We start from the raw sequence: 14,719 nt of genomic DNA, 5'->3' as shown, positions 1-14,719 counted from the left end.
ACCCCCACACAGAACAGCCTGCTCACCGAAGAGATCTGTTTCAGTCTCTTCGCGGAAATTGGTTTCAATAATACCTGAGCGGCCACCACCATTAGCTGAGGCATAAGACAGCGCCAAGTCTTTTGCTTTACCTGTCGCATCCTGATAAACCGCAATCAAGGTAGGGACACCGCCTCCCTCAAGGTAGGTCGATCGAACGGTATGGCCGGGCCCCTTGGGAGCAACCATAATGACATCGACATCCGCTGGTGGCTCAATCAATTCAAAGTGCACATTAAAACCATGCGCGAAAGCCAGTGCTGCACCAGACTTTAAATTTGGAGCAACTTGCTCTTTGTAAATATTCGCCTGGTATTCATCCGGAGCGAGAATCATAACCACGTCGGCATCTTTCACCGCATCGACAACTTCAGCTACCTTCAAGCCCGCGTCTTCAGCCTTTTTCCAGGAAGCAGACCCCTCGCGCAACCCAACAACAACATTCGCTACACCAGAGTCTTTCAGGTTATTGGCATGGGCGTGACCTTGAGATCCATAACCAATAATGGCTACTGTTTTTCCCTGAATTAAAGAAAGGTCACAATCTTTGTCGTAATAAACTTGCATCGCTCAATTCCTGCTTTTTGCTCTATACACTTAATACTTTTTCACCGCGGGCAATCCCGGAAACTCCGGATCGCACCACTTCCATAATTGTGTGCTCCCCCAGCGCCTGGAGGAACGCATCGAGTTTTTCGCCAGTTCCTGCCACCTGTACCGTGTACATACTGCTGGTGACATCGACGATCTGCCCGCGAAAAATATCGACACTGCGCTTCACCTCATCGCGTTGGGCACCATTGGCTCGCACTTTCACCAATAGCAGCTCCCGCTCGATATGAGAGCCTTCAGTGAGGTCCACCAATTTCACAACGTCAATAAGCTTGTTTAGGTTCTTGGTAATTTGCTCAATCTTGTGATCGTCACCAATCGTCACCAAAGTGAGACGCGATAAAGTCGCATCCTCAGTAGGCGCCACGGTGAGGCTTTCAATGTTGTAGCCACGCTGGGAAAACAAGCCAACAACACGGGACAATGCCCCAGGTTCATTCTCCATCAGAACCGAAATTATTCTACGCATCGCCCTACCCTTTAAGTTCTCTCAGTTTTGCTCAGCCACATGTCACGCATGGAGCCATTTGGTAGCACTTGCATGGGATAGACATGCTCAGATGGGTCGACGTACACGTCGATAAATACAGTGCGATCCTTAATTGCAAAAGCTTCTTGCAACTTGCTGTGTAGGTTTTCACGACGCTCCACTTTCACCCCGACGTGACCGTATGCCTCGGCGAGTTTCACAAAGTCAGGCAGCGATTCCTCGTAAACACTATTGGAGAGCCTTCCTTCATATTGCATCTCCTGCCACTGCTTCACCATCCCGAGAGCCTGGTTGTTAAGGCAGAGGATTTTTACTGGCAGATGATATTGGGTAGCCGTAGAAAGCTCCTGAATACACATCTGGATACTTCCCTCGCCAGTTACGCACACAACCTCTTTATCCGGGTGAGCTATTTTCACTCCCAAGGCTGCCGGTAAGCCGAAACCCATAGTCCCTAACCCACCGGAGTTAATCCAGCGGCGCGGCTTATCAAACAAGTAATATTGCGCAGCAAACATCTGGTGTTGCCCCACATCGGATGTCACAAAAGCATCACCCTCAGTAATGTCATATACCGCCTTGATCACATCCTGCGGCATTATCAGAGCACCATTAGTCTGATAACGAGGAGCCGTATAGAGTCCGTGACGCTCACGCCAATCATCAATTTGGCGCCACCAGTCAACTATCGCGGAATGATCCGGCTGCTCATCACTGGCTTTCAACGCTTCGAGCATCTCTCGAAGGACAGCCTGGACCGTGCCAACAATCGGGATATCGGCAACAATCGTTTTAGAGATCGAAGCCGGATCTACGTCGATATGAATAATTTTGGCACCCGGGCAGAATTTGCCTGGAGTATTAGTCACCCGGTCATCAAAGCGTGCACCTACAGCCAGGATAACGTCGGCGTGATGCATGGCTGTATTTGCCTCGAAAGTGCCGTGCATACCGAGCATTCCCAAGAAACGCCTGTCACTTCCAGGAAATGCTCCGAGCCCCATCAAGGTATTAGTCACCGGGTAGTTCAACTTTCTAGCCAGCTCGGTGAGAAGCTCGGCGCCGCCCCCCTGTACCACTCCCCCGCCGGCATAAATCACCGGGCGGCGAGCTGACAGCAACATAGCAATCGCTTTGCGAATCTGGCCGCTATGCCCCTTACCGGCTGGGGTATAGGAGCGCATCCGCAATTTTTCAGGATAGTGGTAGGGGAACCTCTCCGCCGGGTTGGTTACATCCTTTGGAACATCGATCACTACGGGACCGGGACGGCCAGTATTGGCTATAAAAAATGCCTTTTTGACGATCGTAGGAATATCTTCAGCATTTTTAACCAAAAAGCTGTGCTTCACGATCGGCCGCGAGCAACCGACCATGTCTGTTTCCTGAAACGCATCCTCACCGATCTTATCCCTGGGTACCTGGCCGGATATCACCACCATAGGGATAGAATCCATATAGGCCGTTGCGATGCCAGTAATCGCGTTCGTAGCACCGGGACCAGACGTCACCAGTACCACACCCGCCTTACCAGTAGACCGCGCATAGCCATCGGCAGCATGGGTCGCACCCTGCTCGTGGCGCACGAGAATATGCTTAATCGACTTCTGCCGAAAAATAGCATCATAGATATGTAACGCTGAGCCGCCCGGGTATCCAAAAATCAGATCCACCCCTTCATCCTGCAGCGCGCGAACCAACATATCGCCGCCGGAAAGTAATTCCACTTGAGTCTCCTCAATTTTCCTGTTTTATAGGATAGCCATCACCGAAAATGTATAAAACGCCTACTAGCAAGAATGCCAGGCAGCAATTATAGGGGAAAATGGTGACAAATATCAGCCTGTTGCGTGTTTAGCTGCCGATTTTTAGGATGAACTGATCGCGCATAAACACCCAACCCCAAGTAAATCTACAAAGGTTCACTACGGGGTTAGCAGGCCTCCAGGGGTGGGGAGGGCCACTCAGTGGAATTTCGATGGAGGGTGTTCCACCAGGGTTAGACTCAAAACCACGGGTTTGCGGTGAAATCTAGTCACTGAGTAAACCCCCGATTTTGCCAATTGAGTCCTAGCTGTCAATAGGTGTCTGCGAAAGTGTTAAGACAGTTACAGGAAAACCCGCCAGTACCGGTACAATAAGGGGACGGAAGGAACATCAACAAAAGGGGTAAGCACCATGCGCATCTTACTGGCGCTATTGATTGCAGTAACAGCTACGACCGCTCAAGCCGACGGCATCTATAAATGGGTAGATGAAAATGGTGTTGTCCATTATGGAGAGCAGCCTCCAGGTGATACTCAGGTACACGTGATTAAAAAGCCTAAGCCAGAGCGCTATAAAAACTGGGAAAAGCAGAATGATATAGTAGCCCCAAGTGAAAATCCGACAGCACCCCTAAAATTTTCAAGGGCAAAGCAAGATCAAGAGGACATCCTTCGGCAGAAAACACAAGCGCAAATCAATAAAGCAGAAGCAGCTATGCGCTCAAAACTATGCAAGGCGCACCAAAAGGACCTGTCTACTCTTACGACAAATACAAGAATCACTGCGGTGGATGAGAATGGCAACCATCGAAGACTGAGTGAAGAGGAACGACAAGATCGTATATCGAAAGCAAGAAAAGGTGTACAAGAAAATTGTTAGCTCCTTCTCTTGCCCACGACTAAATCACCTCCTTAAAACTCCTGATAGGGACTATCAGTAAATTGATCCAGGCTATAGCGTTCAGTGTAATAGCCTGGTTCAAAAGCACTATCCCTGGCCATAGGTACCGTCACCCTGGCAATACTCAATTGCTTCACCAGATAGGGGCCGTCCTGCCCGGCATCGCGAATTAAGAGCCCGTAAAACTCCAGGGGAACCCAGTGCCGCCCCGCCGTTAACTCAAGAGCATTTTGCGTTGTGCCTATCGGGGATTGCTCATCGTTATAAAGGGAGCCCTGAAAATAGTAGCGCCCCTCTCTGCTGATATCGACTTCCGCCTCAATTAATAAATTGCCATCGGCGGTAACGAAATCCCGCAACGAGCCCGTATAGCTTCCCGTATCCTCAGATAGGGTGAATGCTGCCGCATCTCGGAGACCATCAATATCCGTATCCACAATGACCTTAAAAATGCCCGCTTCCAGTACCTGGCTATTAAAGGAGCCCGCCTCCATCAATACTTCGTAGACTAAGTCTCCATCCGAATCACTAAAAGCCAAGGTACCCACGACTTCTTGGTCTTCGTAAACCAACAGCGCAGTCAGGTCAGCACTGACCCGATCTCCATCACTATCGGCCTGATAAGCAAAAACCCGAATAGTATCCCCACGCAAATAAAACTTTTCATCTGTCCATATAGTCAGAGAATCCCCTTCCTCACTGTGAGTGGTTCTTTCATCCACCGCAAATGTCTGAGTAATCGGGTCCTGCTCAGGAGTTTTAATTGCTCGGTTTTCTGGCGGATAGCGATGAAAGCGGGCCAGATCCGAGAGAAGGGATTCGTGTAACTCAGTCTTGTTGGGCAGGGACTGAATTCCCTTCCATAGTTTTACAGACTGATCCTCTTCCTCTTGCTCCAGTTCCGCCGGCTTGACGTTATCAGGCTTGCGGCTTCGGATAGATTGCTCTTCAGCTTTTGCTTTGGCTACAACAGCGGGCGTCGCCTCTTCACCACCAGTCAGGGCCCAGTAACCCACCAATCCAGTAACTACGGCCAGTACACCCCAACCTGCCAGCCGGGCCTTTGAGCGATCTTTGCTTGATGTGGACATCAATACCTCCGAAGCCTTTTATTTTTTTAGTTAATTCGTGCAGGCTGAGATTCTACCCGCGCTGTTCTTTCCTGAACCACAATCCAGTCCATCGGGAATAGAATCATAATCGGGGGATAGAATGCCACCGTTACGCTGCGCATCATGATCTGTATAGATACTGGCCAAATTGTAAGATCGAGCAGTGCCTTTGCTGTCGTTGTCACAAGAGAAAATCGCGCTGCCGTAAGCTACTCCAAACAGGGTTTCATATTCTTTGAGATTTGACCACAGATTGCGCTTGGCAGATCCGGAACAGTTCATTTGCGAAGCCAAATTAATGTAACCGTCATCCTCACCATTCAGCAGCATGGAGGTAGCACTTTCCACACTTGGGAAGCCCGCATAACCCCCAATGGTGTACACCGGCGCACCGAGATTAGTCCCCACATAATTTCTCACAGTGTAAACATCATTAGTCTGCATATAGCGAACCGCCGAACACTCACGCCCAAGAAATAGTGCGTTGACCAAATCGTCATACCAGCTTCCATTACATATCCGATCAACGCCTTCAGTACCGGTAATTGCTCCCCCTGTGGTGAATATTGCAGCAACACCGCTGATAGCCGCATCAAAATCAACGCTCACTGCATAGCTTTCGTTAAGCCCGGCAACTCGAACTTCTTCTTCAACCGTTTTACAGGATTTACTGCCATACCAAGTCGTGGAACATTTTTTTACTTCTTGAATTTCTGTATTGCTATCGAACTGGTTGTAGGCGCGATTGTAGTATGGAGATCCTTCAACAGCGTTACCCGCGATATACATCATTTGGGCGGCACCCTGGCTGTGGGAGATAATCCAGAAAGTGTCCTCTGCTGAGCACTGGTTTTCGTGTTCAAACCGATCTCCCTGGCCAGAGCGGATCTCTATAATTTGACGAGCAATTTCACCCGCAGTCTCATCATGCCAGTAGGGAAATTCACCTTCATCAGTTGAGTTATAACCGACAACGCCGTAATTGCCGCCATCAACTAACAATTGCTCAATAAAATCACTGCTAGAATATTCGTCGAAAACCGCCTCACTCCAATAGTCCAGTGCTGGCTGCACTAAACTCCCATCATTACTTTCACTTGTAGTGTGTCCTTCGACTCCGTGTCCATGAACCAGGATATAGCAGTTTTCCGCTACCGCTGATGAAGCTCCAATTATCGCCGAGAAAAAAATAGACAGGCTTGTACCCAGCCTTTTAGACAGTGCCATTGTTATTTTCCTTTATTGTTTTAGTAAGTGGTAACTCTCGTGACTGAAGAGTTTTAAAAAATCTGAATAACGCAATGTACAGCAGACGACTAAAACTTATCCTTAACGCTCTATTTCGGAATAGGATTAAAGGCGCCAGAGGGGGGTCGAATCCGCCACGCGAAGCGACCAATTCGTCATATTCCTCAATTTATACTCGTGCTTTGAGGCGCCTTTGCTATGATGCCGGCAACGCCACCCGGACGGCAGTAAGTCATGAGAGACCAAAATAAAAATATGTCCGGCCATGCCGGCGTGCCCAAGATATTTGCGCCTTACTTTGTGGTTGCCGCCGCCAGGCTCGGCATTCCCACAGAGGCGCTAATTGAACGATTGCCATTCTCATTTAGCTGGAATCCAGGAGAGAGTGAATGGCTTAATTACAGTGAATTCAATGCTCTAATTGAAAGCATACTGGCGCTATCCCCTGTTACTTCACCAGGTCTCAGCTTTAGTCGCTTCCCAATTATGCTTTGGCTTGAAGAAACTATTATCGAAGCTCAGCCCTCCTTGAGACGGCCGAGGGAGATCTTTCGCCCTGCAGAAATTGTACTCTCACAAACTCTAGCCCCCCTCTTGCGGTTCCAGACCTACCAGGAAGCCGATGCGGAAGTACTCACACTCAACTGGCAGCAGGAACTCTTTAGCGCCCCGGTCAATCATTTTATTGCTGAAATGCTGATGAGTCGTGGAGTAGATCTCTTGCGCACTCTTAACCCGAGGTTTCCCGAGGTCCGGGGATTAAAGTTACGCAGTGAAAAGCCAGAGGATGACTCTATCCACAAGAGGATTTTCCAATGCCCAATTGAATTTTCCGCTGATGAAAATGCGATTATCCTGGGCTCCCAGATACTGGACTTCCCTATACCCAGTTACCATAAAATCATTCGCAGCCAGAGCCGAAATATTTTAAAGGCAGTTTTGCACAATACTTTGACCAGCTATAACCTGGCAGCCAGTTTGCGAGCCTGGCTCGAGAAGCACTTGCTCAGTGAAGAAATCACTATCAAACAAGCCGCAGCCCACTTCCGCACCAGCGGCCGCACTTTACAGCGCAGATTGAGAGAACAGGGAGTAACATTCCAGCAGCTTAAAGACAGTGTTACGCTATCTCTGACCAAGAAACTCCTTCTCTCAACCAAGGATTCCGTAGAAAGTATTGCGGTACAACTTCATTTTGCCGAACGAGCGGTATTTACTCGCTTCTTTAAAAAACATGAGGGAGTCACCCCTTCCGAGTTCCGTCGCAGCAATGTCGACAGAGATATTTTTGAAGCGTAAATAAGTGTAAAGAAACTCAGGAGGCCGCTACAGCCTCCGCCTCAAAATTCCGCCCAAGATACATATACATCGCCGGCACGACAAATAAAGTAAATAACGTTCCAATTGTCATACCGGTCGCCACTACCAAGCCCATTGCAAACCTTGCTCCTCCTCCTGGCCCCGACGCTATTAACAATGGAACCATCGCCAAAACCAGAGATGCGGTAGTCATTAAAATCGGTCGCAAACGGATTGACGTGGCTTGCTCAATCGCTGATCGCTTATCAAGCCCTGAGAGCTGTAACTTATTGGCAAACTCCACTATCAGAATGCCGTGTTTGGAAATAACCCCAATCAGGGTAACCAGGCCCACTTGCGTGTAAATATTGAGAGTCGTCAATCCTAGACTGACAAAAATCATCGCTCCGCAAACACTCATCGGTACGGTGACCAACATAATCAAGGGATCGCGCCATGATTCAAATTGAGCAGCCAGCACCAAATAAATTACTATCAAGGCAAAGAAAAAGGTAACCACCAAATCTGATCCTTCAGTTTTGAATTGTCTGGACTGCCCCGAGTAGTCCACAGAATACTCAACCGGTAAGATTTCTTTTGCCGCATTATCCAACACCATCAGTGCTTCACCCAACGTAATTCCAGGGCGTGGCACACCCGAAATAGTGACGGCATTTAACTGTTGAAATCGCTTTAGTTGCTGTGGTTCAACGGTTTCCGTGAGCCTTATCAAAGTACTCACAGGAACCAACTTGTCGTTTACCGCCCGAATATAATATTGCTCCAACTGATCAGGGGTTAGGCGGTCAACTCTCTCGACTTGAGGGATAACTTTATAACTGCGATTATCCAGGGAAAAACGGTTGACATAAGCTCCGGATAACATCGCACCTAAGTCACGACTCAAGTCCACCATTTCCACACCCATACTGGCCGCTTTATCACGATCAATTTCTATTACAATTTTTGGTTTATCAATTTTCAGATCAGAATCGAGAAAAATAAATTTTCGACTCTCAAGAGCTCGGGTCATAATATCGCTTGCCACCGATGCCAGATTCTCCATGGGCTCTGTAGAACCGATAACAAATTCAACCGGAAGCTGCCCTCCCGCAGTTGGCAGACTTGGTGGCACCACTACAGCTATTTTTAGCCCGGCTATTTGCTGAACATCACTACTAATCAACTCCTGCATCTTTTCCGTATCTCGGTCTCTCCCTTCCCAGGGAGCCAAAACAAACCCGGCTACCGCATTATTAACACCACTACTGAAGGTGCCCGCCCCATTAAGCAGAAAAAGATTTTCAACCTCAGTAAATCTATCAGCAATGACATTAAGTTCACCACTGTACTGTTCAACATAATCTAAAGTTGCGTAAGCATCGGCAGTAGAAATTGTAAGAACAAGCCCCCTATCCTCTGTAGGTTCAAGCTCTTGAGGGGACGTCACAAATAAGAAGTAACAACTTATCAATACAATTAAGCCGAAAACCAAAATAACTCGGCGCTCATCAAGAGAAGAATGGAGCGATTTTTCAAATCTCGTCTGAAGTCGATTAAATTGGCGTTCCAGCCAAATTTCAAACCGGGTACCTCCACCATCGCGAGGCTTTAATATTTTCGAGGCCATCATGGGGGATAAAGTAAGAGCGACCACTCCAGACAGTAATACGGCGCCAGCTAGGGAGAATGCAAACTCTATGAATAGGGTCCCGGTTAAACCACCGAGAAAACCAATAGGAATATACACTGCAATTAGCGTCGTAGTCATAGCCACTACAGGCCATGCCAACTCTCGAGCCCCTACGATCGCAGCCTCTTTTGGAGGCAAGCCCTCTTCTATATGTCGATGGACATTTTCCAAAACAATGATGGCATCATCAACAACAATTCCGATAGCCAGAACCATGCTTAGCAATGTGAGTAAATTGATGGAAAATCCCATTAAAAACATTAAAAAGAATGCACCGACGAGAGAAAGCGGCAGTGCAATTGCTGGAATCAATACGCTGCGAACTGACCCCAGAAACAAATAAATCACCAAAATTACTATAAATACTGCTTCAACAATTGTTTTGACGACTTCTTCAATGGAGTCCTGAATATATTCAGTACTGTCGTAAGGAATCTCGCCTAGCATACCCTCTGGCAACTGTGGAAAAATTTTCTGCTCCAACTCCTCGCGTACTTTTTTAATAACATCAAGGGAGTTCGCATCGGGTGCCACCTCAATAGCAATAAAAGTGGCCGATTGTCCGTTAAAAGTCACAGAGCTGTCATAGGATTCAGCTCCTAACTCTATCTCCGCCACTTCACCTAGACGAACCAACTTATCCCCATCGGCTCTAACCACTAGCTTGCGGAAATCCAATTGACGTGCAATATCTGTATCCGCACGTATTTCCAGTGCCACACGGGTTCCCTTTGTCGAACCAACTGCCGACAGAATATTATTATCCCTAAGCGCATCAGAAATATCTGCAGGTGTGACTTCCAATGCCGCCATCTCTGTCGGCTTTAACCAGACTCTCATTGCAAAAGTACTGTCACCCAAAAGGCGAGCTCGCTGCACACCAGCTATAGTCGCCAATTTAGGTTGAACAACGCGTGTCAGATAATCCGTAATTTGATTATTAGCGAGAATATTTGAGGAAAAAGAAAGGTACATTGCAGCAGTGGTTTCTCCCTGCTGCATTTCCACGCTGGAATCCTCTGATTCATCAGGCAATTCACTGCGCAGCTTATTTACCTTGGCAACGACCTGAGTTAACACTTCATTTGGATCGTAATCAAAACGTACATAAACGTTTATCGTCGAGAGACCTTGCACGCTGGTGGAGACCATGTAATCGATACCATCTGCAGTAGCAATCTCTTGCTCAAGCGGCGTAGTAATAAACCCCTGCACTAGATCTGAGTCGGCACCAACATAAACGGTGGTTACTGTAATAACTGCATTTTCAAGTTCCGGGTACTGCCTGACATTTAATTCTGTTAGCGACCTTAAACCCAATAGAAAAATAAATAGGCTGACTACGCAGGCCAACACTGGCTTTCGAATGAAAATCTCTGTGAAATTCACAACCTATAAATTCCAGGTTTAACTATTTTCCGGTGTGGGGTCTGCGCTTTCTGGGGGTTGATTCTGATTATTGATAACCGCTTTCTCTCCATTGCGAAGTTTGAGTAGTCCGCTGCTAGCCACTATGTCCCCCACCAAAAGTCCTTGTGTAATTTCAACTAGATCCCCACGCTCCTCACCAGTTTTCACAAACCGTTTAACTGCGATCATATGCTCGCCATCTTTATCGGGCTCCAACACATAAACCGCCACCCCATAGGGAGCAAAAGCCAATGCGGTTCTGGGAATGACGAGCACTTTTCGCTGTGCACTTATCTTTACGGATACTTGGGCAAACATTCCAGGACGTAAATCGTGTTGGGGATTTTCCAGAGTAGCTTGAATCAGAAAGTTTCTACTTGCACTATCCACCTGAGGGTCAACAGCAGTAATTCTTCCTTCGTAGGTATTTTTAGGGAAAGCATCTGTTGTCAACTGAATAGCAAGCCCAGCCTTAACCAAGGCATATTTTTGTTCAGGGAGGGAAAAATCAACAAAAATAGGATCAAGTTGCTGTAGAGAAACAACAGACTCCCCCGGGCTTACATTCTGCCCAAGATCAATTTGTCGAATTCCCAGTACTCCACTAAAAGGCGCCACGATGACTCGCTGATCCACCCTGGCTCGCTGAACTTCTATATTGGCAACCACCTGGTCCAAAGTACTGCGAGCGCTATCCAAATCTGCTTCGGTTGTTACACCTCGCCCCAGCAGAGTCTTGATCCGCACGTAATTACGACGGGCCAAGCGAAGCTCTGCATCCAACACCTGCAACTGCGCCTTTTCCGGTTCAGCAAAAATTTCCGCCAATAAATCGCCCTTCCTAACATGCTGGCCCGACTTGAAGTGAATAGCGCTGATAACCCCCTGAGCTTCGGTAGTAACCTCTACACCATTAACAGCTCGAATGGTGCCTATTCCTCTCAGGTCTTCCTTCCAATATTGAAACTGGGCGGTTGCTGAAGTCACTGTGGCCGCAGGCAGGGCTAAGTTGTCTATGAACTGATTCACCATATGCCTGCCAATTAATTTATAAGCAAAAATTCCGCCGAAGAGAAAAAGGCATCCCAGCAGCATTAGCAACATACGCTTACTGATATCAGGCCCCCGTAAGGTGTCGTCAATAAAAACTATAAACTGATACTTGCAAGGGAAACTATGCGCTACGGAGGGATGCCCCTCTACGTAAATATCCGAACAAACGGATTAGCGCACCTGTGAGTATAGATATGGAGAGAGTGAGGAATCGGTGGGAGTTTAGGGGTGCACTATATGGCACCCCCAAGTGCTTTTTTATCGGAATACGGCTTTATCGCCTTCAACATCCGCGTGGATCGTTGCTCCAGGGGAAAACTTACCGGCGAGAACATCTTGCGCCAGCGGGTTTTCCAGCCATACCTGAATAGCACGCTTTAATGGCCGTGCACCATAAACGGGATCGAACCCAACTTCTGCTAATTTATCCAGCAGACTTTCAGATACCTCTAATTTCAGGTCCCTCTCTGTCAGTCGACGGCAAAGTTGTTGCAACTGAATTTCGGCAATAGAGCGTACTTCTGCCTTATCCAGTGGATGGAAAACAACCACTTCGTCAATACGATTTATGAACTCTGGCCTGAAATGGTTCCCCACCACTTCCATCACCGCACTTTTCATCTGTCGATAACGAATTTCAGCGTCCAGGTCATCACCATTTTCAGCTGTGGCGTATTTTTGAATTAAATCTGAACCAAGGTTTGAAGTCATTACGACAACGGTATTACGAAAGTCTACCGTGCGCCCCTGGCCGTCGGTCAGGCGGCCATCATCAAGAACCTGTAAAAGAATATTGAATACATCGGGATGCGCTTTCTCCACTTCGTCTAATAGCACAACAGAATAGGGTTTTCTCCGCACCGCTTCAGTCAGGTATCCCCCTTCTTCATAACCTACATATCCGGGAGGTGCGCCAATCAGTCGGGCCACAGAGTGCTTCTCCATAAATTCCGACATATCGATACGCACCATGGCGTCTTCTGTGTCAAACAAGAACTGAGCCAATGCCTTGCATAATTCCGTCTTACCCACACCGGTTGGGCCGAGGAACAAGAATGAGCCATTGGGTCGGTTGGGATCAGCTAGCCCCGCCCTCGAGCGGCGTACGGCATTAGCAACCGCTTCCACCGCTTCCCCCTGTCCGATGACCCGCTTGTGTAACTCATCTTCCATTCGCAGTAGCTTTTCACGCTCACCTTCGAGCATCTTAGATACAGGAATACCCGTCCAGCGAGATACCACTTCAGCCACCTCTTCATCGGTAACCCGATTGCGCAGCAGGCGGGGTTCTTCAGAAGCTTCAGCGGTAGCGGCACTTTTAAGCTGTTGTTCAAGTTGTGGAATTACACCGTACTGTAATTCAGACATTCTATTGAGATCACCTGCACGCCGTGCGGACTCCATATCGAGCTTGGCCTGCTCGAGCTTTTCCTTGAGGTCATGGCTGCCGGCAAGCTGTGCCTTCTCCGCCTTCCAAACCTCTTCAAGGTCGGAGTATTCCCGCTCCAGTTGTAGAATCTCTTCTTCCAGTTTCGACAGGCGTTTTTTAGTCGCCTCATCATCCGTATCCTTTTTTACTGCCTCACGTTCAATCTTTAATTGAATTAAACGGCGCTCCAATTTATCCATGGATTCCGGTTTGGAGTCGATCTCCATGCGTATCCGGCTGGCGGCCTCATCAATAAGATCAATCGCTTTATCTGGTAATTGACGATCAGTGATGTAACGCTGAGATAATTTTGTCGCCGCAATAATTGCAGAGTCGGTAATATCAACACCGTGGTGTACTTCGTAGCGTTCTTTTAATCCGCGCAGAATCGCAACCGTATCCTCTTCAGTTGGTTCATCAACCAGTACTTTTTGGAAACGCCGCTCAAGCGCTGCATCTTTTTCAATATATTGCCGATACTCATCCAGAGTGGTTGCACCGACACAATGTAATTCCCCGCGGGCCAAAGCGGGCTTCAGCATATTTCCCGCATCCATGGCCCCCTCAGCTTTACCGGCACCCACCATCGTGTGGATCTCATCGATAAAGAGAATAATGCGACCTTCCTGTTTGGATAATTCGTTGAGTACCGCTTTTAATCGCTCTTCAAATTCTCCACGAAATTTTGCGCCCGCCAACAATGCCCCCAAATCCAGGGAAAGAAGACGTTTGTCCTTTAACCCTTCCGGCACTTCACCATTGACGATACGTTGAGCGAGCCCTTCAACAATGGCAGTTTTACCAACACCCGGCTCACCAATTAGTACAGGGTTATTCTTGGTACGCCGCTGTAAGACTTGAATCGTCCGCCGTATTTCATCATCGCGGCCGATCACCGGGTCAAGCTTGCCGGCCAGAGCCCTCTCGGTCAGGTCGAGAGTATATTTATCCAGCGCCTGGCGCGCTTCTTCCGCATTGGGGTCATCCACTTTTTCGTCGCCACGCACTTTTTGAATTGCCGCCTCTAATTGTTTAATGTCGCCGTTGGCATTTAGGATTTTGGAAATCTCTCCCGCCGCAGAGTCGAAAGCCGCCAGTAATACAGTTTCACTGGAAATAAAACTGTCACCATTTTGTTGGGCTCGCTTGTCCGTGAGATTCATTAAGCGCATTAATTCCTGGGACATCCCCACATCACCCGTGGGGGAAGTCACCCGCGGCAGGCTATCCAACCGCTTGGCAAGGTCATTGCGCAACCCGTTTAGGTTAAATCCCGCCTGTGACAGGAATGCGGGTACGCTTCCGTTGTTCTGGTTAAGCAGTGCCAGAATCAAGTGCTCGGGATAAATCTGATTGTGGTCGCGCCCTACCGCTAGGGATTGCGCATCAGCAAATGCCGCCTGTAGCGGGTTTGTCATTCGGTCAATTCGCATGAACGAAACCTCTTTTACTCGATTTTTTCAGAAGCGCTGCAATAGTGGCACTAATTTGCCTTTTACATTCGCTATGGTACTGACAAGTAAAATAGGGGCGCAGGAAGGGTTTTCAATGATTTAAATCAATAGCGGCATTTATTCTATGCAAAGTGGTTTTGCGGCAAATCTATCTCTTATAATTTTTTACAGCCCAGTCAACGCCCAGCCTTGTAATTGCCCAAGCTGCCCCAA

At 48.0% G+C, this 14,719-nt stretch carries 10 protein-coding genes (1 of these 10 only partly in view); 2 read left to right on the top strand and 8 right to left on the bottom strand.

Annotated elements, in window-relative coordinates; all coding sequences use genetic code 11:
- The 3 genes in view from ilvC to ACJJII_RS09290 are tightly spaced (at most 22 nt apart) and all read right to left on the bottom strand, a layout consistent with a single transcriptional unit that may run on beyond the window.
- A protein-coding gene (gene ilvC / locus ACJJII_RS09300) for a ketol-acid reductoisomerase (RefSeq protein ID WP_444918949.1) crosses the window boundary here: on the bottom strand, window positions 1-606 show its 5' portion. It extends 420 nt beyond the left edge of the window; 606 of the gene's 1,026 nt are visible here — the first part of the coding sequence; the start codon lies at window positions 604-606; the stop codon falls past the left edge of the window.
- 22 nt (window positions 607-628) lie between these two features.
- The gene (gene ilvN / locus ACJJII_RS09295; RefSeq protein WP_282934340.1) at window positions 629-1,120 is read right to left on the bottom strand and encodes an acetolactate synthase small subunit; all 492 of its coding nucleotides are present in this window, start codon (window positions 1,118-1,120) and stop codon (window positions 629-631) included.
- A gap of 11 nt (window positions 1,121-1,131) precedes the next feature.
- Window positions 1,132-2,868, bottom strand: a complete 1,737-nt coding sequence (locus ACJJII_RS09290) for an acetolactate synthase 3 large subunit (RefSeq protein WP_444918948.1) — start codon at window positions 2,866-2,868, stop codon at window positions 1,132-1,134.
- A gap of 451 nt (window positions 2,869-3,319) precedes the next feature.
- Between ACJJII_RS09290 and ACJJII_RS09285 the strand changes: the two genes are divergently transcribed.
- On the top strand, window positions 3,320-3,787 hold the full coding sequence (locus ACJJII_RS09285) for a DUF4124 domain-containing protein (RefSeq protein ID WP_444918947.1): 468 nt from the start codon (window positions 3,320-3,322) through the stop codon (window positions 3,785-3,787).
- A 32-nt stretch (window positions 3,788-3,819) separates the two neighbouring features.
- Here ACJJII_RS09285 and ACJJII_RS09280 read toward each other — a convergent pair whose 3' ends face one another.
- Together ACJJII_RS09280 and ACJJII_RS09275 are read right to left on the bottom strand one after the other, a co-directional pair.
- Window positions 3,820-4,899, bottom strand: coding sequence for a DUF4785 family immunoglobulin-like domain-containing protein (locus ACJJII_RS09280; protein ID WP_444918946.1), 1,080 nt, complete (start codon window positions 4,897-4,899; stop codon window positions 3,820-3,822).
- Between the two features lie 30 nt (window positions 4,900-4,929).
- A complete protein-coding gene (locus ACJJII_RS09275; protein ID WP_444918945.1) occupies window positions 4,930-6,147 on the bottom strand; it encodes a hypothetical protein in 1,218 nt (405 codons plus the stop codon).
- A 255-nt stretch (window positions 6,148-6,402) separates the two neighbouring features.
- On the opposite strand from ACJJII_RS09275, the gene ACJJII_RS09270 reads away from it, so the two are divergent.
- Entirely contained in the window at window positions 6,403-7,467 is a 1,065-nt protein-coding gene (locus tag ACJJII_RS09270) for a helix-turn-helix domain-containing protein (RefSeq protein WP_444918944.1), read from the top strand.
- A gap of 16 nt (window positions 7,468-7,483) precedes the next feature.
- Here the strand turns inward: ACJJII_RS09270 and ACJJII_RS09265 are convergent, their stop codons facing one another.
- The 3 genes from ACJJII_RS09265 to clpB all read right to left on the bottom strand — a co-directional run bounded on the left by ACJJII_RS09265 (window position 7,484) and on the right by clpB (window position 14,485).
- The gene (locus ACJJII_RS09265; protein WP_444918943.1) at window positions 7,484-10,549 is read right to left on the bottom strand and encodes an efflux RND transporter permease subunit; all 3,066 of its coding nucleotides are present in this window, start codon (window positions 10,547-10,549) and stop codon (window positions 7,484-7,486) included.
- An 18-nt stretch (window positions 10,550-10,567) separates the two neighbouring features.
- Complete coding sequence (locus ACJJII_RS09260) at window positions 10,568-11,674, bottom strand: efflux RND transporter periplasmic adaptor subunit (protein WP_444914799.1); 1,107 nt, start codon at window positions 11,672-11,674, stop codon at window positions 10,568-10,570.
- Between the two features lie 207 nt (window positions 11,675-11,881).
- Window positions 11,882-14,485, bottom strand: coding sequence for an ATP-dependent chaperone ClpB (gene clpB, locus ACJJII_RS09255; RefSeq protein WP_413664319.1), 2,604 nt, complete (start codon window positions 14,483-14,485; stop codon window positions 11,882-11,884).
- Window positions 14,486-14,719: the final 234 nt, after the last annotated feature.

The sequence above is a fragment of the Microbulbifer maximicatervae (SeqCode) genome (assembly GCF_052467825.1).
Note: the sequence above shows the minus strand (reverse complement) of the source record. Positions and strands in the feature narration are given on the sequence as shown.

Coding starts and splice junctions, on each gene's coding strand:
- ACJJII_RS09270 (WP_444918944.1), top strand. CDS start 6,403: ATGAGAGACCAAAATAAAAATATGTCCGGCCATGCCGGCGTGCCCAAG.
- clpB (WP_413664319.1), bottom strand. CDS start 14,485: ATGCGAATTGACCGAATGACAAACCCGCTACAGGCGGCATTTGCTGAT.
- ACJJII_RS09285 (WP_444918947.1), top strand. CDS start 3,320: ATGCGCATCTTACTGGCGCTATTGATTGCAGTAACAGCTACGACCGCT.
- ACJJII_RS09260 (WP_444914799.1), bottom strand. CDS start 11,674: ATGTTGCTAATGCTGCTGGGATGCCTTTTTCTCTTCGGCGGAATTTTT.
- ilvN (WP_282934340.1), bottom strand. CDS start 1,120: ATGCGTAGAATAATTTCGGTTCTGATGGAGAATGAACCTGGGGCATTG.
- ACJJII_RS09280 (WP_444918946.1), bottom strand. CDS start 4,899: ATGTCCACATCAAGCAAAGATCGCTCAAAGGCCCGGCTGGCAGGTTGG.
- ACJJII_RS09275 (WP_444918945.1), bottom strand. CDS start 6,147: ATGGCACTGTCTAAAAGGCTGGGTACAAGCCTGTCTATTTTTTTCTCG.